Origin of the sequence: Azoarcus indigens, from assembly GCF_004361735.1 — a bacterium.
Taxonomy (GTDB): domain Bacteria; phylum Pseudomonadota; class Gammaproteobacteria; order Burkholderiales; family Rhodocyclaceae; genus Azoarcus; species Azoarcus indigens.
Genome location: NZ_SNVV01000001.1, coordinates 283,185 through 306,291, shown reverse-complemented (window position 1 = coordinate 306,291; position 23,107 = coordinate 283,185). Strand labels below are relative to the sequence as shown.

20 protein-coding genes are annotated in these 23,107 nt (G+C 69.4%); 7 read left to right on the top strand and 13 right to left on the bottom strand.

The features are described from left to right. Positions 1–8 precede the first annotated feature (8 nt). A complete protein-coding gene (locus C7389_RS01430) occupies positions 9–908 on the top strand; it encodes a LysR family transcriptional regulator (RefSeq protein ID WP_162851632.1) in 900 nt (299 codons plus the stop codon). An 18-nt stretch (positions 909–926) separates the two neighbouring features. On the opposite strand, the gene C7389_RS01425 is transcribed toward C7389_RS01430, so the two are convergent. The 6 genes from C7389_RS01425 to C7389_RS01400 form a co-directional block, all read right to left on the bottom strand. Further along, the gene (locus C7389_RS01425; protein WP_133587622.1) at positions 927–2,258 is read right to left on the bottom strand and encodes an LLM class flavin-dependent oxidoreductase; all 1,332 of its coding nucleotides are present in this window, start codon (positions 2,256–2,258) and stop codon (positions 927–929) included. Positions 2,259–2,309: 51 nt separating this feature from the next. Then, positions 2,310–3,539 (bottom strand): c-type cytochrome, encoded by a 1,230-nt coding sequence (locus C7389_RS01420; protein WP_133587620.1) that lies wholly within the window; start codon positions 3,537–3,539, stop codon positions 2,310–2,312. 5 nt (positions 3,540–3,544) lie between these two features. After that, entirely contained in the window at positions 3,545–4,351 is an 807-nt protein-coding gene (locus C7389_RS01415) for an ABC transporter ATP-binding protein (RefSeq protein WP_133587618.1), read from the bottom strand. Continuing rightward, the gene (locus C7389_RS01410; RefSeq protein WP_133587616.1) at positions 4,345–5,478 is read right to left on the bottom strand and encodes an ABC transporter permease; all 1,134 of its coding nucleotides are present in this window, start codon (positions 5,476–5,478) and stop codon (positions 4,345–4,347) included. Before C7389_RS01410 ends, C7389_RS01415 begins: the two co-directional genes overlap by 7 nt. A 22-nt stretch (positions 5,479–5,500) precedes the next feature. Then, positions 5,501–6,544 carry an ABC transporter substrate-binding protein gene (locus C7389_RS01405; RefSeq protein WP_133587614.1) on the bottom strand — a complete coding sequence of 348 codons (1,044 nt, stop codon included), beginning with the start codon at positions 6,542–6,544 and terminating at the stop codon, positions 5,501–5,503. Between the two features lie 500 nt (positions 6,545–7,044). After that, the gene (locus tag C7389_RS01400) at positions 7,045–7,578 is read right to left on the bottom strand and encodes a rhodanese family protein (RefSeq protein WP_133587612.1); all 534 of its coding nucleotides are present in this window, start codon (positions 7,576–7,578) and stop codon (positions 7,045–7,047) included. A 254-nt stretch (positions 7,579–7,832) separates the two neighbouring features. On the opposite strand from C7389_RS01400, the gene C7389_RS01395 reads away from it, so the two are divergent. From C7389_RS01395 to C7389_RS01380, 4 genes are all read left to right on the top strand, one after another. Further along, complete coding sequence (locus tag C7389_RS01395; protein WP_133587611.1) at positions 7,833–8,192, top strand: carboxymuconolactone decarboxylase family protein; 360 nt, start codon at positions 7,833–7,835, stop codon at positions 8,190–8,192. Positions 8,193–8,404: 212 nt separating this feature from the next. Next, entirely contained in the window at positions 8,405–10,075 is a 1,671-nt protein-coding gene (locus C7389_RS01390; RefSeq protein WP_133587609.1) for a CHASE2 domain-containing protein, read from the top strand. Then, positions 10,045–10,443 carry a hypothetical protein gene (locus tag C7389_RS01385; RefSeq protein WP_133587607.1) on the top strand — a complete coding sequence of 133 codons (399 nt, stop codon included), beginning with the start codon at positions 10,045–10,047 and terminating at the stop codon, positions 10,441–10,443. The genes C7389_RS01390 and C7389_RS01385 overlap by 31 nt, the downstream gene beginning before the upstream one ends. Then, positions 10,440–11,906 carry a M48 family metallopeptidase gene (locus C7389_RS01380; RefSeq protein ID WP_133587605.1) on the top strand — a complete coding sequence of 489 codons (1,467 nt, stop codon included), beginning with the start codon at positions 10,440–10,442 and terminating at the stop codon, positions 11,904–11,906. The genes C7389_RS01385 and C7389_RS01380 overlap by 4 nt, the downstream gene beginning before the upstream one ends. A gap of 114 nt (positions 11,907–12,020) precedes the next feature. On the opposite strand, the gene C7389_RS01375 is transcribed toward C7389_RS01380, so the two are convergent. The 5 genes from C7389_RS01375 to pdxR all read right to left on the bottom strand — a co-directional run bounded on the left by C7389_RS01375 (position 12,021) and on the right by pdxR (position 19,381). After that, complete coding sequence (locus tag C7389_RS01375; protein WP_133587604.1) at positions 12,021–15,917, bottom strand: autotransporter outer membrane beta-barrel domain-containing protein; 3,897 nt, start codon at positions 15,915–15,917, stop codon at positions 12,021–12,023. Positions 15,918–15,989: 72 nt separating this feature from the next. Further along, positions 15,990–16,574, bottom strand: a complete 585-nt coding sequence (locus C7389_RS01370; protein ID WP_133587602.1) for a hypothetical protein — start codon at positions 16,572–16,574, stop codon at positions 15,990–15,992. Continuing rightward, positions 16,571–17,383, bottom strand: coding sequence for a sulfotransferase family protein (locus C7389_RS01365; RefSeq protein WP_133587600.1), 813 nt, complete (start codon positions 17,381–17,383; stop codon positions 16,571–16,573). Before C7389_RS01365 ends, C7389_RS01370 begins: the two co-directional genes overlap by 4 nt. Before the next feature lie 117 nt (positions 17,384–17,500). Beyond that, positions 17,501–17,818: a thioredoxin family protein gene (locus C7389_RS01360; RefSeq protein ID WP_133587598.1), complete on the bottom strand. Its 318-nt coding sequence runs from the start codon at positions 17,816–17,818 to the stop codon at positions 17,501–17,503. A 120-nt stretch (positions 17,819–17,938) separates the two neighbouring features. Next, a complete protein-coding gene (gene pdxR, locus C7389_RS01355) occupies positions 17,939–19,381 on the bottom strand; it encodes a MocR-like pyridoxine biosynthesis transcription factor PdxR (RefSeq protein WP_133587596.1) in 1,443 nt (480 codons plus the stop codon). Positions 19,382–19,489: 108 nt separating this feature from the next. On the opposite strand from pdxR, the gene C7389_RS01350 reads away from it, so the two are divergent. Further along, complete coding sequence (locus C7389_RS01350) at positions 19,490–20,137, top strand: FMN-dependent NADH-azoreductase (RefSeq protein ID WP_133587594.1); 648 nt, start codon at positions 19,490–19,492, stop codon at positions 20,135–20,137. A 40-nt stretch (positions 20,138–20,177) separates the two neighbouring features. Then, a complete protein-coding gene (locus C7389_RS01345) occupies positions 20,178–20,609 on the top strand; it encodes a carboxymuconolactone decarboxylase family protein (RefSeq protein WP_133587592.1) in 432 nt (143 codons plus the stop codon). A 137-nt stretch (positions 20,610–20,746) separates the two neighbouring features. On the opposite strand, the gene C7389_RS01340 is transcribed toward C7389_RS01345, so the two are convergent. Together C7389_RS01340 and C7389_RS01335 are read right to left on the bottom strand one after the other, a co-directional pair. Further along, the gene (locus tag C7389_RS01340) at positions 20,747–21,859 is read right to left on the bottom strand and encodes an alkene reductase (protein WP_133587590.1); all 1,113 of its coding nucleotides are present in this window, start codon (positions 21,857–21,859) and stop codon (positions 20,747–20,749) included. A 52-nt stretch (positions 21,860–21,911) separates the two neighbouring features. Next, a complete protein-coding gene (locus tag C7389_RS01335) occupies positions 21,912–23,075 on the bottom strand; it encodes an MFS transporter (protein ID WP_133587588.1) in 1,164 nt (387 codons plus the stop codon). Positions 23,076–23,107: the final 32 nt, after the last annotated feature.

The window sequence follows — 23,107 nt, the reverse complement described above, 5'->3', positions numbered from 1 at the left end:
AATGGAACATGGATACGCTCAGCAGCATGCGGGTGTTCGCCGCGGTGGTGGAACTGGGCGGCTTCACCGCCGCTGCCGAGCGCCTGGGCGTTTCGCGGGCAATGGCCTCCAAGCATGTGCAGCACCTGGAAGACCACCTCGGCACCCGGCTGCTGCACCGGACCACCCGCAAGCTGGCGCTCACCGAATCCGGCACCGCTTACCATGAGCGCTGCGTGCAGATCCTGGGCGAGATCGAGGAGGCGGAAGCCGGCGCGGCGCGCGGCACGGTGGCGCCGCGCGGCGTGCTGCGGGTGACGCTGCCGGTGTCCTTCAGCGTGCGCCACATGGGGCCGCTGATCGCCGAGTACATGGCGCGCTACCCGGAGGTGACCGTGGATGCCTACGTCAGCGACCGCCGGGTGCATCTCATCGAAGAAGGCTTCGACCTCGCGCTGCGGGTCGGCCCATCGCCCGAATCCAGCCTGATCGCCCGCCGCCTGGCCTCGGACCGGGTGGTGATCTGCGCCTCGCCGGCCTACCTCGCCGCCCACGGCACGCCGCAGCACCCGCGCGATCTTGCCGCCCACCATTGCGCCATCTACAGCTATTCCGCCCAGGGCAACGAATGGCATCTGTCCGGCCCGGACGGCCCGCATACCGTGCGCGTAAGCGGCCGGGTACGCGCCAACAACGGCGACCTGCTCAACCAGATCGTCGCCAGCGGCCACGGCGTGATGTGCCAGCCGCGCTTCCTCGTCGGCGACGAGATCCGCAACGGCCGGCTGGTGGAGATACTCAGCGACTACCCGATGGAGCCGGTGGGCATCTATGCGATGTATCCCAGCCGCCGCCATCTGTCGGCCAAGGTGAGGAGTTTCGTGGAGTTCCTGGCGGAGCGGTTTGCGGCGCGGGGCGAGTGGTGCTGAAGGCTGCGATGGCGAGCTTCATTCGAAATGGCGGTTCGGCACCCGCGGCAGCCCCAGGTTCTCGCGCAGCGTGCGGCCGCTGTAGTCGCTGCGGAACAGGCCGCGGCGCTGCAGTTCCGGCACCACCAGGTCGACGAAGTCGCCGACGCCGGCGGGGGCAGAGGGAAACATGATGGTGAAGCCGTCGGCGGCGGCGCTGCGGAACCAGTGTTCGAAATCGTCGGCGATGGTCTGCGGCGTGCCAACGAGGATGCGGTGGCCGCCTATGGTGAAGCGGGCGTAGAGCTGGGCGACGGTGGGGCGGTGCTGACGGATGTAGTCGAGGATGAGGCGCTGGCGGCTCTTGTGGCTGTTGGTTTCGGCGATGTGCTGCGGCAGCGGCACCGGCGCGTCCGGCGGCAGGCCGGCGAGGTGCACGCCCAGGCTGGCGTAGGCGGCGAGGGCCTTCAGGGTGGCATCGCGGTCGCGGTGGCGCAGCAGTTCGGCGTACTTGTCTTCCGCCTCCGCCTGGCTGCGGCCGACGATGGGGGAGACGCCGGGCAGGATGGCGATGTGGTCCGGGTTGCGCCCCAGCGCGGCGGCCTGGCCCTTGACCTCGGCGTAGTAGCCGCGGGCGTGCTCCAGCTCGGTTTCGGCGGTGAACAGCAGTTCGCCGATGCGGGCGGCGAGCTGCTGGCCGGCGGCGGAGGCGCCGGCCTGGGCGATCACCGGGTAGCCCTGCGGCGGCCGCGCGGCGTTGAGCGGGCCGCGCACGCGGAAGAACTCGCCCTGGTGCGCCAGTGGCCTCACCTTCGCCGGGTCCACCCACAGGCCGCTGGCCTTGTCCGCCACCACCGCGTCGTCCGCCCAGCTGTCCCACAGGCCGGTGACCACCTGGTAGAACTCGTGGGCGCGGCGGTAGCGCTGGGCGTGGTCGGCATGGGCGTCGAGGTTGAAGTTCTCGCCGCCGCCGGTGGAGGTGACCACGTTCCAGCCGGCGCGGCCGCCGGAGAGGTGGTCCAGGGAGGCGAAGCGGCGGGCGATGTTGTAGGGCTCGTTGTAGGTGGTGCTGGCGGTGCCGATGAGGCCGATGTGGCGGGTGATGGCAGCCAGCGCCGGCAGCAGCACCAGCGGGTCCCAGCGCGGCGAGATGGTGTGGTAGGCGAGGGCGTCGATGTCGGCGTAGACGTTGTCGTAGAAGAACAGGGAGTGGAACTTGCCGCGCTCCAGCGTGAGGGCGATGTCACGGTAGCGCTCGAAGTTGTGCCAGGCGTCCACGTCCACGCCGGGGTGGCGCCAGCTGTCGCCCTGGACGCCGGAGCCGCTCAGGTAGGCGTTGAGTTTGAGCTGGCGGGGTTGGGCTGTGGGCATGGCAGTTTCCTCGTGGATGAAGGGAAAAGAAACGTCGGGTGGCGGACCGGATCAGTGGAAATAGGCGCCGCGCAGCGGGCGCAGGGGCTCTGCATCCATGCGGGCGATGAGGCGGCCGAGGCCGTCGCCGGCCGGGGTTTCGATGGCGGGTTCAGACGGGCTGGCGGCGCTGCGGCAGACCATGTCGCCGTCCGACCAATCCTGCCGCGCGCTGCCCAGGGCGCGCAGCCAGCCGTCGCGGTCGGCGAGGAACTGGCTGCCGGCGAGCGCTTGCGGGCTCAGGCCGGCGATGAGGGCAAAGGCTTGCCAGGCCTCGGCGGAGCGGCTGATGCAGTCGGCGCTCTCGGCCTCGATGGCGCTTTCGCCCGCATCCGGCGGCAGCAGCAGCAGGGTGCGCAGGCGCGGGTCGGGCAGTGGCGCAGCAGTGCCAGCGACGATGCGCTGGCGCTGTCCCGGCGTGAGGGTGAAGCGGCCCGGCCCGGCGCCGCAGTCGGCCTCCAGCGCAGGCACCGGCACCGGGCTGATCCAGCGGCCTTCGCGTTGCAGCCCCTGGCCGGCGGCGAGCGCCTGCAGGTAGGCGAGCACCGCCCAGATCTCCCGGTCGGACAGCGTGGCGGCGAAGGCGGGCATGGTGGGGATGGCGTCGGCTCCGCTGGTGGGTTCATGCCGCAGCCGGGTTCGCCCGCTGCCCGAGGCCGCCTGCAGCCCCTGCCGCACCGCCCAGAACTGCGCGCCCTCGCTGCGCTGCCACAGCAGGCCGCGGGCGAGGTCGGGCGGCCACATCGGCAGGCTGGCGGCCAGCGGGCCGTCGCCGCGGCCGCTCTCGCCGTGGCAGCCGGCGCAGTGGGCGGCATACAGCGGCGCGCCGGCGGCGATGGCGGCGCTGTCGAAACCCGCAGCCGAATGGTGGAACTCGGTGGGCGTGGCGGCCGCCAGCAAGGCGGCGCGGCCGGCGGGCTGCAGCAGCGCGGACATGGGCAGCAGGCCGATCAGCAGCGCCGCCGCGGCGAGCGCCAGCCCGGCGCGGCGCGTCCGTCGCCAGCAGGCAAGCACCACCGCCGGCGCGCACAAGGCGATGGCCGCCAGGGCCAGCGCGAGCTGGCGGGCGAGGCCTTGATCCACCCGCAGCATTTCGGTGGCCAGCCGCCACCGCCAGGGCCACAGGGGCTGGCCGTCCAGGCGCGGCAGCAGGCCGAGCGCATCCGCCAGCGCGAGCAGCCCGGCCTGCAGTGCCTGTACCAGCCACAGCAGGGTTTCCAGCCAGGCCGGCGCGCTTGCCACCGGACTTACCAGGTGGCGTCCAGCCCGAGCAGGCCCAGGGCCTGGTGGCGCAGCTCGGCCAGGCGGGGGCTGCCGCGGTGGCGCGGATAGGCCAGGTCCACCGTGAGCTCGGCCTTGATGCGCGCCGGCCGTTCGCTGAAGACGATGACGCGTTGCGCCATGAACAGCGCCTCCTCGACGTCGTGGGTGACCAGCAGCACGCTGAAGCCGCTGCGCTGCCACAGCGACACCAGCTCGCTCTGCATCGCCAGCCGGGTCAGCGAATCCAGCTTGCCCAGCGGCTCGTCCAGCACCAGCAGCGCCGGATCGTTCACCAGCGCCCGCGCCAGCGCCACCCGCTGCGCCATGCCGCCGGAGAGCTGGTGGGGATGGACCCCGGCGAATTCGCCGAGGCCGACCAGCGCCAGCGCCTGCTCCACCCGGTGGGCTTCGCGCCGCAGTACGCCGCGCGCCTGCAGGCCGAGGGCGACGTTGTCGCGCACCGTGCGCCAGGGATAGAGGGTGGGATCCTGGAAGACGACGATGCGCGAAGGGTCGGGGCTGAGGATGGGGCGGCCGTCCTGCAGCAATTCGCCTGCGGCCGCCGGCTCCAGCCCGGCAACCAGCCGCAGCAGGGTGGATTTGCCGCAGCCGCTGGGGCCGAGCAGGGCGACGAATTCGCCGGGCGCCACGTCCAGCTCCACCTCGTCCAGCACCGGCAGCGGGCCGTCCTTGAGGTCGAAGTGGTGGCTGACGCGGTGGATCTGGATGTGGGCGCCAGTGCTGGCAGATGCCACCGGCTGCGGCGGGCGGACCTGGGCGAGGGCTACCATTTCACCGTCCCCTTCTGCCACGACAGCACCCGGTCGCGCACCGCGAACAGCAGGGTGATGAGGCCGGAGCACACCAGCGCCATCACGATCAGCGCGGCGTACATATTGGTGTAGGCGGCCCAGCCCTGCGCCCAGGTGAGGTACCAGCCCAGGCCGGCCTTCACGCCCATCATCTCGGCGGTGACCAGGATGGAGAAGGCGCCGCCCAGGCCCATGAACAGGCCGACGAAGACCTGCGGCAGCGCCGCCGGAATGGCCACCCGCAGCACCACGAACCACTGCGAGGCACCCAGCGTGCGGGCGACGTCGTAGTAGTTGCGATTGACGCCGGCCACGCCGGACCAGGTCAGCACCGCCACCGGGAAGCCGGTCGCCAGGGCGATCAGGAACACCGCCGCCGCATAGCTGGAGGGGAAGACGAAGAAGGCCAGCGGCAGCAGCGCCGAGGCCGGAATCGGGCCGATGAAGCGGATCAGCGGATGCACCCAGTAGCCCACCGCCCGCGACCAGCCTATGGCCACCCCGGTGAGGAAGCCCACGCCGGCGCCGACCAGGAAGCCGTGGCCCAGCAGCCGCAGCGAATGCCAGGCGCTGTCGGAGAGGCGGGCCCAGTCGTCGATGTAGACCTCGGCCAGGCTCTGCGGTGGGGCGAAGAAGGGCGTGGGCAGCACGCCGTACTTGGCGGTGAGCAGCTGCCAGGCGCCGGTGAACAGCGCCAGCGCGATCAGCCACAGGCCGGCGGGCCGCAGCCGGTCCAGCGCGCTGCCCAGCCAGGGCGCGGCCAGCGCCAGCGCCAGCAGCAGGCCGGCGCCGGCGGTGGTGGCGATGCCGGATTCGACGGTGTAGTTCCACTCGGTGAAGCCGGCCGGCGCGTTCGGCAGCAGCCAGGTCAGCACGCCCACCGCCAGCCAGGCGAGGCCGGCCGCGGCGCCGCTCCACCACAGCGGCTGGCGGGCAGAGGCGGATGGCGGAATGGCCGGCCGGGCGGAGGCCGGCGCGGGCGTGTCTGCTGGTGCCGGTTCCTTGGGGGCTCGGCAGACGCCGGCGTCGGAATAGCTGGCGCCAGTCTGGCGCAGGCCGGTGTAAGGGGGGCCGTAGGGCGCGCTGGCGTAGGGGGCGGATGCCATGATGGTTTCCTCCGCGCCGCGCTCAGCCGAGCACGTTCACGTAGACGTGGTTGGCCAGCCGCTCCGGGTCGGTGCCAGGCTTCAGCACGCCGACCGAGCGGAAATCCCTGGCGTAGAAGGCGATCTCGTCGCGCAGGTCGGTGCCCACCGGGTGGTGGTTGTGGGTCAGCGTGCCGAGCAGCTTGCGCAGGTCTTCCACCTCCACCTTCGGCGAATACCTGGCGAACAGCGCGGCGGATTCGTTCGGGTTGTGGGCGACGAAATCCGAGGCCTCGACGATGGCGCGCGCCACCGCCGCCGCCACCGGCCGCTCGTTGCGCACTAGCTTGCCGCCGGCGCCGACCACGCAGCACACCTTGTTGGCGTACTCGCCGGAAAGGTTGGTGGCGAGCTGCACGTAATCGTTGGGCTTGCGCTTCTCCAGCAGATAGAGGTTGGGATCGCCATCGGCAATCGCCTGCACCTCGCCCTTGTCCACCGCGATGCCCAGCAGGTCCGCCGGGTACTGCCGCCAGGTGACCTCCTTGTCCGCGTCGATGCCGTGCTTGTTGAGCAGGATGGAGAAGAAGTTCTTGCCTGGGCTGGCGAGGTCGCTCACGCCTATGGTCTTGCCGCGCAGGGCGTCCAGCGAGGTCACGCCGGCGGCCTTCACCCCCACCAGGCGCACGCAGCCGCCGTGGGAACTGCCGATCAGCTTCACGTCCAGCCCGGACTCCAGCGGCTTCAACCAGCGGTGGATCATGCCGATGGCCGCGTCCGCCTTGCCGGTGGCCAGGGATTCCAGCAACTGGTCGGTGGAGCCGGTGTAGTTGATCAGCTCCACGTCCAGCCCATGCTTCTCGAAGTAACCGCGCTCCTGCGCCACCACGATGGGCGACAGGCAGAAGGCGTTGGCATTCCAGGCGAAAGTCAGCTTGCGCCGCTCGGGGGCGGCCCACACTCCGGCGCCGAAGGGTGCAGCAGCCGCGCCGGCGGTCAGCGCACCGGCGGCGCGCAACAGGCGTCGGCGCGTGGGGAGAAAGCCTTCATCGTCGGCAGGTGAAGCGGAATCCAGGTGTAGCGTCATGGGGCTGACTCCAGGCGAAGAAAGGAAAGCCCGGCGCGCAGCCGGAGATTTAATGCGATTTGTGCATGATAGGTTTTGAGAGATATCCGGGAACTGAATTTATCCGATAAGAATTGCGGCTACGGGGATAACCGCAGGCCGGCGGCGTCCAGGGCGAGGGGTAGCGCTCGCAGAAGTAGCCAGGAAGTCGTTCTTTTCCAAAGAAAAGGCCCGGCGGATTTCTCCGGCCGGGCCTTGAGGCGAAGCGACGCGGCGTCAGGCGCCATCGCCCTTCTTCCGCAGTGAGGCGAGGCCCATGGAAATAGCACCCATGCCCAGCAGCAGCGCGCAGCCCGGCGCAGAGGCAGGATTGGCTGAGGCTTGTCGATCGGGCCTGCTGAGCACGACGCCGTCTGCGGTTTTTCCCTCTTCCCGGAGCACTCGAAGCCGCTCCTGTAGGTACCTGGCCTTGAACCGAAGGTGCAGGAGGGTGGGGGCCCCTGGGACCCGGGAGACAATATTCAACGCTGGCCCGTGAGAGCCCGGCGGTTCCACGGCATGCGCGCGAGCAGGTGGGCCATGCCGCAGAAGCCCGACAGACCAGCGAAGACCAGGCCGGCGCCGACAAAGCCGGACAGCAGATGGAACCAGGGCGACACGGTGGCGCCCAGCACCGCGCCGGCCAGGGCGAGGCTGCCGGCGGCGATCTGGACCTGGCGGTTCAGCTCCAGCGGCTGGCTGCGGTCGGCTGCCACCGGCAGGCCGGCGCGCTTCCAGCCATCCAGGCCGCCCTCCAGCAGATAAGCCTCGCAGTTGACGCAGGCCGCCAGCGCCGCGGCGTTCATCTGCGTGCGCTGGCCGGAGCGACAGTGGAAGACGACGGTGGCGCCGGGCGGCACGGCGGGCGGCTGCGCGGACATCTGGCCCAGCGGAATGAGGCGGCCGCCGGGGATGTGCTCGCGTGCATGTTCGTCGGGGTTGCGGATATCGATCAGCAGGGCGCCGTCGGCGATCAGGCGCTGGGCGGCGGCGGGGGAAAGGGTTTTCAGACTCATGGTGGCGGTCGCTCTGAAGCCGCACTCGGCATGCGTGCGGGCGGGTTGGGGAAGTTGAAGAGGGAAGGAGAGGGAATCTGCAGTGAGGATATTTTAGCATTTTCTAATTTAGATTATTCTAATGAAAGAAGGACGGACGGTGCCCGGGGCGCTGCCCCTGCACCGTTTCCCCTTCAGGTGCCTTCATCGTTTTCCCTCGTATCTCGCTTGTTTCCCCGCTTGTTTCTCTTTCCCCATCGCAAGGAGTCTTTCGCATGTCCGCCCAGTCCTACAAGGAACTTACCCGTGAAATCAGCGCAAACCTGGCTCCGATGAGAAGCGGCCAGCCCGCGCTGATGCAGGCTTTTGGCGCTTTGGGCAAGGCTGCGCTCGCCGCCGGTGCGCTGGACGCCAAGACCAAGGAGTTGATTGCGCTGGCCATCGGCGTCGCCGCTCGCTGCGACGGTTGCATCGGCTTCCATACCCAGGCCCTGGCCCGCCTGGGCGCCACACCGGAGGAGGTGCAGGAGACCCTGGGCATTGCGGTATACATGGGAGGGGGCCCCTCCCTGATGTATGCGGCGAACGCAGTGGCGGCCTTCGAGGAGGCGATGCCGGCGACGGCATCCGCCTGAGCCGGGCATCTCCGGCCTGGCATGGGCGGGCGGGCCGCAACCGTGGCCTGCCTCCCCGTCTTTCAGTCCGGTGAAGATTTCCCGCTTCGGGTATGCAAAAGGCCTTGATACATCTTGCAACGCTATGCCCCGTCGATTAGCGTTCTGGCTTCCAGTGCGCCTCTTTGAGCCTTGATCCCCGGGGCCGGGGCGGCTGCGGGAGTCCGACGCCAATGCATGCCGCCAGCCCAGGGCCACGCCGGGCTTCGAACGCGCTCCGCGCTGCGGGCCGGTCGCTGCTGCGCATCGGCGTGCTGTTCCTGCTGGCCTGCCTGGTGCGGGAAGTCGCCAATCTGGACAAGCTGCTGGGCAACGCCTCGCAGATCGTCGCCGCCCATCTGGTGACGCCGGACTACATGCATCGCCGCGAGGCCCGCTGGCCTGCCGGCCAGCAGGTGGGCAAGCCGCTGGTGGTCCTGCTGAGCGAAGGCGACCTGGCCGCCCTCGGCTACGCCTATCCGCCGCCTTACGATCTGCATGCTGATCTGCTGCGCCGCCTGGCGGAGGATGGCGCCCAGTCCATCTTCATCGACTTCTCCTTCAAGGACGACCGCGGCGACCGCGAGTCCATGGCGGTGCTGGAGGAGCAGATCGATGCGCTGGCCGTCCGCCAGCCGCCCCTGCCGTTGTTGCTGGGCGTTTTCGGCGCGCCGTCGGAAGGCAGCGATTGCTGGGGCGTCGTGCCCGGGCTGGCGAAGCGCTTGCTGGAGCCGCCCGGGGGCGGATGCCGGCTCGCGCGCGCTGCGGAGGAGGGCGGGCGGCTGCTGCCGGTCAATATCAGCCTCGACTGGCCCGGCGAGGACGGCGTCGTGCTCTATCGCGACCACGGCGCAGACTGCGAGCGGCCCGAATGCACGAAGGCGCCTTTCTCGCCCGCCTACGCGCTGCTGGACGAGGCGCAGCGCGCGGCCGCGCCGGGCACCATGGAGATCGTCTGGGTAGCGGAGCCTTCCGCCGCGGCCGAACAGAAGCACTGCGTGCGCGGCCTGGGCAGCCTGTTCACCGATGGGCTGGAGGCGGCACGCCTGCGCTGTCCCCTGATCGACGTGCTCACGGTGACGCAGCTGCTCGACATGGAGGACGCGCCGCGCCGGGCGCTGGTCGAGGGCCGGGCGATCTTCTACGGCGGCAGGCTGGAGTTGAGCGGCGACCAGTGGCCGGTGGCCCTGCATGGCCAACTGCCCGGCGTGTTCGTGCATGCGATGGCCTACGACAACCTGATGACCTACGGGCCGTCCGGCGTCAAGCACCAAGGGGCGATGATCGCCTGGGTCCAGTCCCTGCCGGCCTCCTGGGGCGTGGGCTTCTACGATGCCATGCTGGTGCTCAGCGCCATCGCGGTGGTCTTGCTGCCCCCGCTGGCCCGCCGGCTGCGGGCGGCCACCCGCAGGAGCGGGGTCTGGCGGCTGGCGCGGCTGGCCAGACTGCGCTGGTGCCTGCTGCCGGCCGGCCTGCCGCTGCTCGCCATCGCGCTCATGGCCTGGCCCTCCGCCTATGCCGGCGTGCTGGCCGCTGCCGCCCTCTACCTGTTGATCCGCGCGACCTTCTGCCCGGCCTACCTGGGCTTCCTGCTGCTGGGCGGGCTGCTTTCCGTGGCCGCCTATTTCTGGCTGGATCTGGGCCCCATCTATGTACTGACCTGGATTGCGATGTTCGAGGTGGTGGTGATGCTGCAGGCCGCGCTGGACGGCTGGCACCGCGAGGCGCACCGCCTGCGCCGCGGGCTGCCGGCGGTGGCGCCGGTGCTGGAGCGGCTGGTTGTCGGCGTGACCCACGCCGTGCTTTGTAGATTGACGTCTAGGAGGAGATCGCCATGTCTGTCCCGGGAAAGTTCATCCATATAGCGCTGCTGGCGTCCCTGGCCCTGCAGCTGCCGCATGCCGCCGCGGCGGACGGCCAGGAGGTGGTAGAGCGGCTGTCCACCAGCGTCGTCAGGCTTTATGACGTGCCGCGGGGCAAGGTCATCGCCGAACTGCAGAAATCCGCCTATCCCACCACGCTGTCGTGGAAGCTGCTGCAGCCGAAGTTCGTCGATAGCGCTTTCTTCAACGTCAGCACGCCGGTGGGCGACGGCTGGGTCAAGAAGAACGAGGTGCGCCTGGGCGGCACGGCTTCCCAGGCGGTGACCGCAGGGGGCATCGCCGAGGACAAGGGCGTGGCGGTAGGCGGCACCCGCGCCATCGGCGATGCGGACAGGGTGAAGAAGCCATGAGAGTCCTGCCCTGCGTCCTGCCCATCGCCCTTGCCTTGCTCACCGGCTGCGCCACGGTGAAGAGCGGCACCGATACCGTGGCCGGCTGGGTGGAAAGCCCGGGGGAAAGCGCTCCCCTGAAGACGAAGCTGGCAGCCGGGGCATATGAGCAGTCCGGCCTGGCCGTCGGCGCCGACAAGGACCTGTCGCGGATGAAGGGGCAGAGCCTGGGCTACATCCGCCAGGCCGACATCGAACGCCAGCTCGCCGCGGTGCATCAGCGCATCCTCGCCGCCAGCGGGGTGAGCGAGGTGCCGGGCCGGGTGGTCCTGATCGCGACCGACCGGCCGGTGGCCTATTCCAGCCCGGACGGCAACGTTTATCTCTCCATGTACTGGCTGAACGCGCTGGAGAACGAGGACGAACTGGCGGCGCTGATCGCCCATGAAACCGCCCATGTGCTGCTGCACCACCACAACTCCGACATCGTCGGCCTCACCCAGAAGCGGGCGGAAACCCTGCAGCTGACGGCGGTGGCGGTGCGCAACGCGCTGGAGAAGAAGCAGGCCAGCACCGGCGATACCAAGGAGCTGGCGAGCTTCATGCTGCTCACCGAGCTGACGCAGAAGGTGGTGATGCCGGCCTGGAACCGCCGCCAGGAAACCGAGGCCGACCTGCTCGGCTTCGATCTGCTCATCAGCGCCGGCTACGTGCCGCTGTCCATGCAGGACATGCTGGCCAAGCTGGAGGCCTGGGAGAAGCACAACCACGAGTCGGAAACGGATTTCCAGCAACGCCTGGGCGAGATGGCGAAGACCGACCTCTCCAAGGCCCTGGGGCAGCTGTTCGAACGGGTGGCCGGCGACGTTTCCGCCCAGCACCCGGAGACCGGCAAGCGCATCGACGCCCTGGGCGAGTACCAGCGCCGCCACTACGACGAAGTCGAGATCGGCCAGCCGCGGGTCCAGGAATGGGAGCGCTTCCGCAAGCAGCCCAAGGTGGCCGCAATGCTGAAGAGCTACACCGACGCCTTCAATGCCGCCGCGCTGCACCGCCAGGGCAGGAACAAGGAGGCGCTGGCCCTGGCGCAGAAGGCGCTGAAGGGCGAGGCGGCGTCCCACGCCTACCCCAACTGGGTGGCGGCGAAGGCCGCCGCGGCGCTGAACGACCGCAAGGCCACCCAGCGCTACCTGGAGACGGCCCTCAAGTCACCCGACCCGGTACCGGTGCTGTACAGCGAGATGATCGCTTTCAACGAGGAAGGGCGTCGGTACAAGGATGCGCTGGGCTGGGTGGACAAGGCGGAGCAGCGCTTCGAGGACAACCCGGAATGGCTGGTGGCGCGCATCCGCCTCAACCGGCTGATGAAGAAAACGGACGAGGTCGGGCCGCTGCTGATCAAGTGCGGCCTGGTCTACCCCGAAGCCAAGCGCGCCTGCGATGCCGCCGCGGTGGAGCCGCCGAAGGAGCAGGCCAAGCGCTGAAAGGGGGCTGCCCGGCGCCCGGCGTGCTGCCGGGACTTCGAGTAGCCAGGCATGGAGGCGGCCCGGCCTCGCCCGCCCGGCGCAGGCCGGGCAGGCGGAGCTTGCCGCAGGCGCTCAGAACGCCCAGTCCAGCTTCACCGAGGCCGTCTGGCTGAGGAAGTCCTCGCGGTACTCGGCGTCGTAGCGGCCGGTGATCTCCAGGCCGCCGGCGGTCTTGAACACCGCCCCGATACCGCCGCGCACCAGCCAGGGTTCCTGCTTGAGGCCTTCGGTGCGGAAGGCTGCCCCCGGCGCGCCGGCGAAGGCGGCGGTGACGGACGAGCGCTCGTTCAGCGTGTCGTAACCCACGCCCACGTTGGCGAGCAGCGAGGATTGCGCATTGAACTGATGCACCAGCTTGCCATCCAGCCCGATCACCAGCGCCTCGCTGCTGCGGCTATCCACATCCAGGTTGAGCGCGCCAGCGCCCTTCTCGGTGTAGGACTCATCGCGTATCCAGCTGTAGTCGGCCCGGATCGAGGGAGTGAAATGGGTCTTCGCTCCGAGGTCGAAGCGGTGGCCGATGCCGATGCCCACATAGGCGGTATCGCTGTCGAAGTCCGCCTTGGCCACGCTGGAAGCGAAGGCGATGTGGCGGCGGCCCTCATTGCGGTTACGGCCGATGCCGGCGTGGAAGTCGATGGCGGTCGCCTCGCTCAGGCTGTAGCTGCCGTAGGCGCTCAATTGGTAGAGGTCGATGTCGGCGCGCTGGCTGGCGCCGCCCTTGGCGTCGATGTCGGTCTTCGCGTAGGCGAAGGCCAGGCCCAGGCGCAGCGCGCCGTTCAGTTCGCCATCCACGCCCAGGGCCAGGCCGTAGGTTTCGGCGTCGTAGCCGCTCACGCCCTGGCGGGAATCCTGGTCGGTCCAGGTGCCGAAGGGTTTCACCCAGAAATGCTTGTCGCCCAGCACGGCATCGCCGGACGCCTGGCCGCGCATCTCATCCATGCGGATTTGCACCTGGCGGTTGATGCTGTCCAGGGTATTGCGGCTCGCCGCGGTGTTGCCACCGGTGAGCAGCGGCAGAGCCTGGCTGAGCGCGTTGGAGACTTCCTGCTGGTTGGTCAGCGGTACGAAGAGCAGCGCCAGCTCGCTGGTGGGCGAGGCGGTGAAAAGCTGGTCGAGCACCCTAGCGGCGCCATAGCCAGCGCGGTTGTCGAAGGCCTGCGCGCTGCCCAACACGGTCGAACTGTTGTTGGAGGGGGGCGTGGAGGCTGCACTGATCGTCAGGCCGACATCGTTTGCGCCATAGGTGGCGGCAAAGTCGAACAGCAGGCTGTTGTCGGTGACGCTGGTGAAGCTGCCGGGGTTGATGCCCGCGTCGGCATGGATCACCGAGGCGAGCGAGCCGCTGGTGAGGCCGACGGCGGAAGCGGCGTCGATGTGGAGCGTTCCGCTCAGGCTGGCGGAGCCGGTCACGTCGATCTGGGCGTAGCTGCTCATGCTGGCGACTTCCAGCGTGAGGTTGCCGGTCGAGCTGAAGTTGCCGCCCACGGCCAGCGTCTTGCCGGCGGCCACGGCAACGCTGCCGCTATTGGTGAGGTTGCCCGCCACGCTGCTGTTCTGGGCGCTGAAGGTGGCGCCGTTGGACACGGTGACCGTGGTGCTGGCCAGGCTGGCGCCATCGGTCAGCTTCAGCGCGGCGCCGCTATCGACGGTGGTGGCACCGGTGTAGAGGTTGGCGGCGGTGAGGGTCAGCGTGCCGGCGGCCACCGTCAGGCTGCCGTTGCCGGAGATCTGGTTGGCGACGGTGTAGGCATTGCTGCGGTTGAACACCAGGCTGCCGCTGTTGCTTACGTTGCCCGTCCCCAGGCTGCCGGTGGTGCCGCCATCGCCGATCTGCAGGGTGCTGCCGGACTGGATGTGGGTGCCGCCCTGGTAGCTGTTGTCGGCGGTGAATAGCGTGGTGCCGCTGCTCAGCACAACAGCGCCCAGGCCGGATATCTGGTTGGCAACGGTATGGTTGTCTGAGCGGTAGAAGAGCAAGTCGCCACTGTTGATGACGGCACCGCTGCCCAGGCTGCCGCTGGTGCCGCCATCGCCGACCTGCAGGCTGCTGCCGCTGGCGATGGTGGTGGTGCCGGTGTAGCTGTTGTCAGCGGTGAGGATGGTGGCACCGCTGCCGCTGATCGTGAGACTGCCGCTGCCGGAGATCTGGTTGGCGACGGTCTGGTTATCGGAGCGGTTGAAGCTCAGGCTGCCGTTATTGGTGACTGCGCCGGTGCCCAGGCGGCCGGTGGTGCCGCCGTTGCCGATCTGCAGGCTGCTGCCGCTGGCGATGGTGGTGGTGCCGGTGTAGGTGTTGGCGGCGGTAAACACGGTGGCGGCACTGCCGCTGACCGTCAGGTTGCCACTGCCGCTGATGACCCCGGAGAACGTGCTGGTGGCGGCATCGCTGCTCAGCGTGCCGCCGCTGCTGCCCAGTGCAATGGCATGGGCGTTGGTGAAGCTGCTGGTGCTCAGCAGCGTGCCGCCATTGAGCGTCAGCACGCTGCTGGCGGAGCCCAGGGCGGCATCCGAGGCAATGCTCAGCGTGCCCTGCTTGATGGTCCAGTTGGTGACTTCGGTGGTGGTGCCGGTGAGCGTCCAGGTGCTGTCGCCGGCCTTGCTGTAGTTGGCAAAGCCCTGGAACTGGGCGCCGCTGCCGATGTTGGAGAGGGCGAAGCTGCCATCGGTGCTGCCGCCCAGGGTCAGGGTGTCGCCGCCATTGGTATTGCCGCTGGTGCTGACCACATTGCCGATGAAGACGGCGCCGTCATGGATGATCAGCTCGTTTGCGCCGCCGGACAGGGAAACCGCATTGGCGCGGATCGTGCCGCTGCCGTCGAGCCCGCCGGAGATGGTGCCGGCGTTGGTGATGGTGCTGGATCCGGTGGAGACGACGCCGGCGGCGCCGACGCCGCTGGCGCCGGGCGAGCCCGGGTAGTACTGGTTGGTGCCGCCGGCGCCTCCGGAACCGCCAGTTCCTCCGGTGATGGTGCCGGTATTGTTCAGGATGAAGCTCGATCCGGTAACGCCTGCACCGCCAGCGCCACCCGCGCCACCATTCCCTGCGGAGTACTTGCCGGAAGTAGAGGAAGAGTCGCCACCGCTGCCACCGTTGCCACCGCTGCCGCCCGTCACGGAGCCGCTATTGGTCAGCGTAAACCCTGTGCCGTTGACGCCCGCGCCACCCGAGCCCCCTACGCCACCCGTGTAACCGTTGCTGTAGGAGGAGCCGCTGTTGCCGCCGTTGCCGCCAGCGCCGCCGCTCAAGGAGCCGCCATTGCTCAGCACGAAGCCTGTGCCGCTAACCCCCGTGCCACCCGCGCCGCCGGCACCACCGCGCCCACCCAAGCCCCATCCGGAAGCAATACCGCCGTTGCCGCCGTTGCCACCGCTGCCACCGCTTAGCGTGATGCCGTTGGTGAGGGAAAAACCTGTTCCGCTCACGCCGGAGCTGGCGTTGCCGCCCGAAGTACCGTGCCCGGCATGGCCATTCGAGTTGTCGGCGCCGTTGTTGCCGGCGGTGCCGTTGCCGATGCTGAGACTGCCGGCGCCGGTGGTGGTGAGGCTGCTGCTGCCCAGGTCCAGACTGCCGCCGGAAATGCTGACGGCGGCACCCACACCCAGGGTGGTCGTCGCAGTGAAGGTGGGCAGGCCGGAGAGCAGGTCCAGGTCGGTCGGCGCGATGAACGCAATCGTGCTGCCGTCGTCCGCATTGGCGTTGTCGATGGCCTCACGCAGGGTGCCGGCGCCGCTGTCGTTGTTGCTGGTGACGACGTAGGTACCGGCCAGGGCGCTGTGGGCGCCGAGGGCGAGCAGGCCGGCGGACAAGGCCGTCGCCAGGGGTTTGAGGGCGGTGCGCAGGCGGGCCGGAAGGGCGCTTGGCGTGGGCGAAGCAGCGCCCGGCATACCGCGCAGGCGGGCGGTTTCGGGCACGGCCTGGAGCTGGCCGTGGCGGTTGCGGATGAGGGCGAAGGCGAGTTTGTTCATAAGGGCATCCCGGTGGTTTTGACTGTTATTGCGGAGCTGCTGTTTGTGTGCGCGTAAGCGGGTGGATTGATCTCATGGCGAAGCGTCTGCGAAGAGTCGGCGCCACACCCGGAGACCTCGGGGGTTGGTTCCGAGCAGGCGCAGGCCGATGCGGTGGTAGATCCGGTTGCCGGCGGGGGTGTCGAGCTTGGGGTTTTCCGTCACGGCTGCGATGCCTACGGGCGCGCCTGGTTCGCCGGCGTAGTCCAGGGCGAGCCGGGCGAAGGTGCCCTGGAACATGGCGGGCATCATGCCGATGACACGGCTGCGGGGGCGTACGAAGGTGCGGAAGAACCAGTACGGCTGGCCATCGAAGGCCAGGTGATCGATGTACACCGAGGTGACGCCCACGATCTGGCCGCGGGGGTCGAGGGCGACAACGCCGACTTCGAAGGTCCGCCGCCACGCGCTGGCCGCATCGGCGATGGCTCCGTGGCTGGACCAGAAGGCCATGAGGGCCTCGCGCACGGCGGGCGACTTGTGCTGGTCCAGGAGCCACACCAGGGTGTGGCCACGGAACTCACCGATGCGGGGCAGGGTGTCGAAGGGAGGCTGCAGGTCTTGGGGTGGAGGGGCTGCTTCTGTCTGGATAAGGGCTTGGTCTGCTGCCTCGCTCATATCACCCGCACCCGGTGCTTGTTGATCTCCGGATTGCGCCAGAATGCGTCCTGGGTGAAGCGCTGGAACACGTCTGGCGGCAGCACGGTGTCGCGGGGCTGGTGGGTGACCTTGCGGCGTACCGCGTGCAGGCCGGGAGTACCGGCGCGGCGGTCGAATTCGTCCGCCTCGAACTCGACATTGTCGAAGTCGTGGGCGTAGGCGGGCTCGGCGATGAAGTCGTATACAGCAGCCAGCGCGCGCTGGGGGTCGCTGACCAGGGTTTCGTACTGCAGCAGCATGAGCTGCGCGGCGTGCGGGCCGAAGAAGGCTTCTTTCAACGCGTTGTAGGCATAGCCGACCAGGCCGTCGCCGTTGGCGATGGCATCGGCCCGGGAGTACACCGTGCTGCCGGCCTGGTAGTTGAAAATCGAGGAAGGCGATAGCGCGTTGCGCTGGATCAGGCGTTCCACGCTGTCGATGACCCAGGGCATGTCGCGCACGCAGGCAATGACCTTGGCCCGCGGCAGCAGGGTCTGCAGCAGCGACAGGCGGGCGCACCAGCTGCGGTTGGTGTCGAAGATCACCTCCGCCGGATGGTCCGGCCCGTAGAACTGCTCGAACACGCCACGCAGTACGCGTTGGCGCTGGGTGTCGTCGATGAACATGGAGTATTCGTTACGCGCGCTCATCTCCTGCAGCAGGCAGGAGATGAGGTCGGCCACCGGGCCGCTCATGCTGGCGTGGAAGCGGGGATTCTGGCGCAGCAGCGCCGAGAGCAGGGTGGAACCGGAGCGGGGCAGGCCGGAGATGAAGTGGAAGGCGGGCACGAGGTGATCCCTGCAGATATCCGAGAAAACATTCTGATACGGAATATCTCTTGGGTTGCGCCGGAAGTAAAGGGCCCGGAGGCTGGAATGGCCTGTATTTGCTGGGTTTCAGGCCGTTCACCGCTGCACGGCGAGTAGCGCTTCCAACTCGGCCGGACTGGCAGGCCGCAGCACCCGCCCCGCCTCCTGTCCGTCCACCAGCAAGACCAGCGTGGGCCACAGCTTGACCCGGTAGCTGCGGCCCAGGCGGCGGCCAGGGCCGTCTTCGACCTTGATGTGGCGGACCTCGGGATGATGGGCGAGGGCGCTGGCGATCAGGGGCTGGGCGGCCCGGCAGAAGCCGCACCAGGCGGCGCCGAACTCGAGCAGCGTGGTGCCGGCCTGGGCATCGAGTTCTTCACGGGTCGGTTCGGGGGAGGTGGCCTGGGTTTCCATGTGGGGCTCCTGTGGAGATCAAAGCAATGCGCCTGCGGTGGCGGCCTCGTTTCCTTTTTGCGGCTTGCAAGCGGCGCGCCCGCGTGGGGCTTGCCCGCCGGCGGAACAGCCGGGCAGCCATCAGGCGATGGCGGCATGCAGGCGCTCGGCCAGCATCTGCGCCTGCGCGGCACCGGCAATGTTGGTGAAGCCCATCAGCAGGCCACGGCCGGTCGGGCCCGCGCCCAGGTACCAGGGGCTCAGCGGCAATACCGCCAGGCCCTGGGCGTTGGCGCGGGCGGCGAGGGCGACGTCGTCCTCATCCATGCCGGATCCGTTCCTCAGGCGGGCGAGGATGTGGATGCCGCCGGCCTGCAGGTCGATATGCAGGCGGGGGCCGAGACGGCCCTGCAGCGCTTGCTGCAGCGCGCCGCGGCGTTCGGCGTAGAGCTTGCGCATCTTCTTCAGGTGGCGGGCGAAGTGGCCCTGGGCGAGGAAGTCGCTGACGGTGGCCTGCAGCAGCTCCGGGCTGCCCTGGGCGAAGGCGTCGGCGGTGCGGCGGAAGCGTGCGATTTCGCTGGCCGGTACCACCAGGTAGGCCAGGCGCAGGCCAGGGAAAAGCACCTTGCTGAAGGTGCCGGTGTAGAGCACGCGGCCGTGGCGGTCCAGCCCCTTGAGTGCCGGCAGCGGGCGGCCGTGGTAGCGGTATTCGCTGTCGTAATCGTCCTCGATGATCCAGGCGCCGCTGGCCTTGGCCCAGTCGAGCAGGGCAAGCCGCCGCGCCAGCGACAGCGAGACGCCCAGCGGGCTCTGGTGCGAGGGGGTGACCACCGCGAAGCGGGCGTCCGCCGCCTGCCGCAGGCCGTCCTCCACCCGCAGCCCTTCCTCGTCCACCGCCACCGGCACCAACTCGGCGCCGGCGGCGCGCAGGGCGTCGCGGGCGTGGAAGTAGCCGGGGTCCTCGAACCAGCAGCGGTCGCCGGGCTGCATCAGGCTGCGGGCGATGAGGTTGAGCGCGCTGCGGTAGCCGGCGGTGATGAAGATCTGCTCCGGCGAGCAGGCGATGCCGCGGGAGATGCCCAGGTAAGCGGCCAGCGCCTGGCGCAGCGGCAGGTGGCCCTGGTTGTCCGGATAGTTCATGCCGGTGGGATTGAGACCTCGCAGGCGCTGGGCGGCGAGCCGCGTCCATAGCTTGCGCGGGAAGACATCCAGCGCCGGCAGGCCGAGCTGGAAAGGCAGCGGCTCGGCGGCGGTGAGCAGCGGCGAGGGAGCGGCCGCCGGTGCTGGCGAGGGCGGCCCGCTGGCGACCGCTGAATAGGCGTGGGTGGCAAGCTGCGGCGACACCACCGTGCCGGCCGGCCCGCGGGCCTGCAGGTAGCCCTCGCCGATCAGCATCTGGTAGGCGGACTCCACCGTGCCACGGGCAAGGTTGAGTTCGCTCGCCAGCGCGCGCACCGCCGGCACGCGGTCGCCGGGGCGCAGCCGGCCCTGGGCGATGGCGTCGCGGAAGCGGCGGTAGAGCTGGAGGTAGACCGGGGTGCTCTGCTGGCGGTCGGGCTCCAGGTGGAAGTCGCGGGCGTCCATGTCCTAGTTCTTTTTTCGGTTCTTGGCTCTGTCGACTATGGCATGGCTTGGCCATCATGCGCTCATCGGCCTTGAGCCCCCGATTTGTCCTGAACCGGAGATTCGAAGATGAAGCTGATGCATGTGGATGCCAGCCCTAAGCTGGAGTGGTCCAACTCGCGCGCGCTGTCGCGCGATTTCGTCGCGCTGCTGCGGACCCGCCTGCCCGGCCTGGAGGTGGATTACCTGGACCTGAGCCTGAGGCCGCCGGCGCATGTGAGCCGCGAGTTCGCCATCGCCACCTACACGCCGGCGGCCGAGCGCAGCGAGGCGATGAAGGCGGTGCTGGCGGAGTCGGACGGCTTGTGCCAGCGCCTGCTGGCGGCGGACCTGCTGGTGTTCGCCATGCCGATGTACAACTGGTGCATGCCTTCCAGCTTCAAGGCCTTCATCGACGCCATCGTGCGTGCTGGCGTGACCTACGTGATCGATGCCCAGGGCAACTACGTCGGCCAGCTGGCGGGGAAGAAGACGCTGTTCATCACCAGCCGCGGCGCCGATCTGCGGCCCGGCACGCCGTTCGCCCACCTGGACGCGCTGACGCCGGCGCTGCGCCATGCCTTCGGCTTCATCGGCGTGGCCGAGCCGCGCTTCGTCGATGCCCAGCCCATGCAGTTCTCCGACCCGGAAGCACGCGCCGCCGGGCTGGAGCGGGCGCAGCAGGAATTGGCGGCGGTGGCGGAGGAATGGACCGCCGCGCTGCGGGCGGCGGCCTGAACGCCATAGCAAGCACAAGCCCAGAACGAGGAGATGAACCATGGACGCCCAGCGCCTGGAATACGACACGCTGTCCCCTGAAGCCTACCGCGGCCTGCTCGCGGTGCATGAGGCACTGAACAAGAGCCCGCTGGGCAAGACCCTGGTGGAACTGGTCTATCTGCGGGTGTCGCAGATCAACGGCTGCGCCTTCTGCCTGGAGATGCATGCTGCCGCGCTGCGGGCGGCCGGCGTGCCGGCGGCCAAGCTGGACGCGATGGCCGGCTGGCGCGTAAGCGCCCGTTTCGACCAGCGGGAACGCGCCGCGCTGGCCTGGGCGGAGGCGCTGACCGATGTCGCCGCCACCCATGCGCCGGACGAGGCCTACGAGCCGCTGAAGGCGCATTTCAGCGAGGGGGAGATTTCCGACCTGGGCTATGCCATCGCGCTGATGAACGCCTTCAACCGGCTGGCGATAGGGGCGCGGCGTTGAGCGCTTGATGTCCTTGCGGGGCATTGCCGACGTTGGAAACAAGGAAGCCCGCCGGCGGTCACGAGTAAGCACCTCGTGCCACGAGCGGGCTTCTTCCTGACGGGTTCAGCTTCAACCCGTCGCAGCGGCTGCGCCGCTTACGCCAGCGCCGGATAGTCGGTGTAGCCCTTCTCGCCGCCGCCGTAGAAGGTGGCGGTGTCGAAGGGGTTCAGCGGCGCTTTCTCGCGCAGGCGGCGCACCAGGTCCGGGTTGGAGATGAAGGCCTTGCCGAAGGCAACCAGGTCGGCGCGGCCTTCCGCCACGGCGGCTTCGGCCAGTTCGCGGTCGTAGCCGTTGTTCACCATCCAGGCGCCCTTGCCGCCGGCCTGCTGGTAGGTGGCGCGCAGCGCGGCGTAGTCGAAGGGCGTGTCGCCCTGCTGGTGGTCACGGGCACCGCCGGTGGCGCCTTCGATCACGTGCACATAGGCCAGCGGCCAGCGTGCCAGCTGCTTGGCGACATAGCCGAACAGCGGTTGCGGTTCCGGATCGGAGGCATCGTTGGCCGGCGTCACCGGCGAGATGCGGATGCCGACGCGGCCGGCGCCGATCTCGGCGGTCACCGCCTCCATCACCTCCACCAGCAGGCGGGCGCGGTTCTCGATGCTGCCGCCGTAGGCGTCGGTGCGCTGGTTGGAGCCGGCGCGCAGAAACTGGTCGATGAGGTAGCCGTTGGCGGCGTGGATCTCGACGCCGTCGAAGCCGGCCTCGATGGCGGCGCGGGCGGCGCGGCGGTAGTCGGCGACGATGCCGGGCAGCTCCTCCAGCGCCAGCGCGCGCGGTTCGGAGGTGGGCACGAACTCGCCGCTGCCGTCTTCCTTCACCAGATAGGTCTTGGATTTCGCACGGATGGCCGAGGGCGCCACCGGCGCGCCGCCAGCGGGCTGCAGGCTGGTATGGGAGATGCGGCCGACGTGCCACATCTGCACCACGATCTTGCCGCCGGCGGCATGTACCGCGTCGGTCACCCTGCGCCAGCCTTCCAGCTGCTCGGGCGCGTACAGGCCGGGCACGTCGGCATAGCCCTGGCCCTGCTGGCTGATGGCGGTGGCTTCGGTGATGAGCAGGCCGGCGCTGGCGCGCTGGGCGTAGTAGGTGGCGGTGATGGGCTTGGGCACGGCGTTGGGCGAGCGGTTGCGCGTCAGCGGCGCCATGACGATGCGGTTGGCGAGCCGGATGTCGCCCACGGTGACGGCTTCGTAGAGATTGGCCATGTCTGCGGTCTCCTGTTTCTTGGTTGGGAGAAAACGTGCTTGTTCGCTTGCTTCAGTTGCAACCCGCGACGGCGGGCTTGCTGCCGACGCTGAAGGTGAGCCCGGTGGTGATAAGGCCGACCAGCGCCAGCGCGGCGGCGGCCAGCGGCACCTCGGTGAGGCCGTAGCCGTGGGTGAGCACGCTGCCGCCCACCCAGGCGCCCAGCGCGTTGCCGACGTTGAAGGCGCCGATGTTCAGCGTGGACACCAGGTTGGGCGCACCCTGGCCGAAGGTCACCACGTTCACCTGCAGCGCCGGCACCAGGGCGAAGGAGGCCACCGCCCACAGGAACAGGGTGATCTCCGCCGGAATCAGTGCGCGGCTGGTCCAGCCGAAGGCCAGCGAGGTGAGCGCCATGGCGACGAAGGCGCCGGCCAGCGTGGCGGGCAGCTTCCAGTCCGCCAGCTTGCCGCCGACGACGTTGCCGACGGTGAGGCCGAGGCCGATCAGCAGCAGCGTCCAGGTCACGCCCTGGGGCGACACGCCGGTCACTTCGCCCAGCAGCGGGGCGATGTAGGTGAACAGCGCGAACATGGCGGCGGCGAACGTCACCGTGGTGGACAGCGCCAGCCACAGCCCGGCGCCGCGCAGCGCGGCGAACTCGCGCCGCATGGAGACGGCTTCCTGGCCGTGGTCGCGCGGCAGGGCGCGGACCAGGCCGATGAGGGCGAACACGCCGATCAGCGTCACGCCCCAGAAGGTGGCGCGCCAGCCGGCGGCCTGGCCGAGGGCGGTGCCCAGCGGCACGCCGAGCACATTGGCGAGCGTCAGGCCGGTGAACATCATCGCCACCGCGGACGCGCGCCGCGCCGGCGGCACCAGGCTGGCGGCCACCACCGAGCCGATGCCGAAGAAGGCGCCGTGGCACAGCGCGGTGACCACCCGGGCGACCATCAGCAGGTCGTAGCCGGGGGCGAGCGCGCACATCAGGTTGCCGACGATGAAGATGCCCATCAGCAGGATGAGGGCGCGCCGGCGCGGTAGCCGGGCGGTGGCCAGCGCCATGAAGGGCGCGCCGATGGCGACGCCCAGGGCGTAGCCGGTGACCAGCCAGCCGGCGCCTGGAATGCTCACGCCGAGGTCGGCCGCCACCTCGGGCAGCAGGCCCATGATGACGAATTCGGTGGTGCCGATGGCGAAGGCGGAGAGGGCGAGTACGAGCAGGGGGAAGGGCATGGGGAGCGATCTTGTCGTCGGGGGAGGAATCC